Consider the following 403-nt stretch of genomic DNA (forward strand, 5'->3'; position numbering starts at 1 on the left):
GTGCAGGGCAGCATGCCCTACACGAAGCCGCTCAGATTGTTGCGGTAGGCGGTGCGGGCGACGAACTGGCCGAGCGGGATGGTGGCCACATCGTCCTGCGCCAGGGCGTTGATCTGGCCGGCCAGGGATTTGCGGGAGGCCTCGTCCGGCGCTTCCAGCCAGGACTGGATCATCGCCTCCATGCGCGGGCTCTCATACCAGCCGAACCAGCCCGACGCGCCGGTACCCTTCACCAGCGAGGCCACGCCCGGGTGGCCATAGGCCATGGCCGAGCCATAGGTGTGGAAGATGCTCCAGCCGCCCTTCTCCACCGGCTCGCGGCTGACGCGGCGCTGCACCACCGTGCCCCAGTCGGTCTCGGCCAGCTCCACATTCATGCCGATCTGCCGCAGCAGGTCGGCCG

At 69.0% G+C, this 403-nt stretch carries 1 protein-coding gene; it reads right to left on the bottom strand.

Going from position 1 to position 403, the window contains the following annotated elements; all coding sequences use genetic code 11:
* Positions 1-17 precede the first annotated feature (17 nt).
* A partial coding sequence (locus SxD43FB_RS24195) for a hypothetical protein (protein ID WP_217988859.1) occupies positions 18-403 on the bottom strand: 386 nt, incomplete at its 5' end.

The organism is Sphingobium sp. D43FB, assembly GCF_002312805.1.
Taxonomy (GTDB): domain Bacteria; phylum Pseudomonadota; class Alphaproteobacteria; order Sphingomonadales; family Sphingomonadaceae; genus Sphingobium.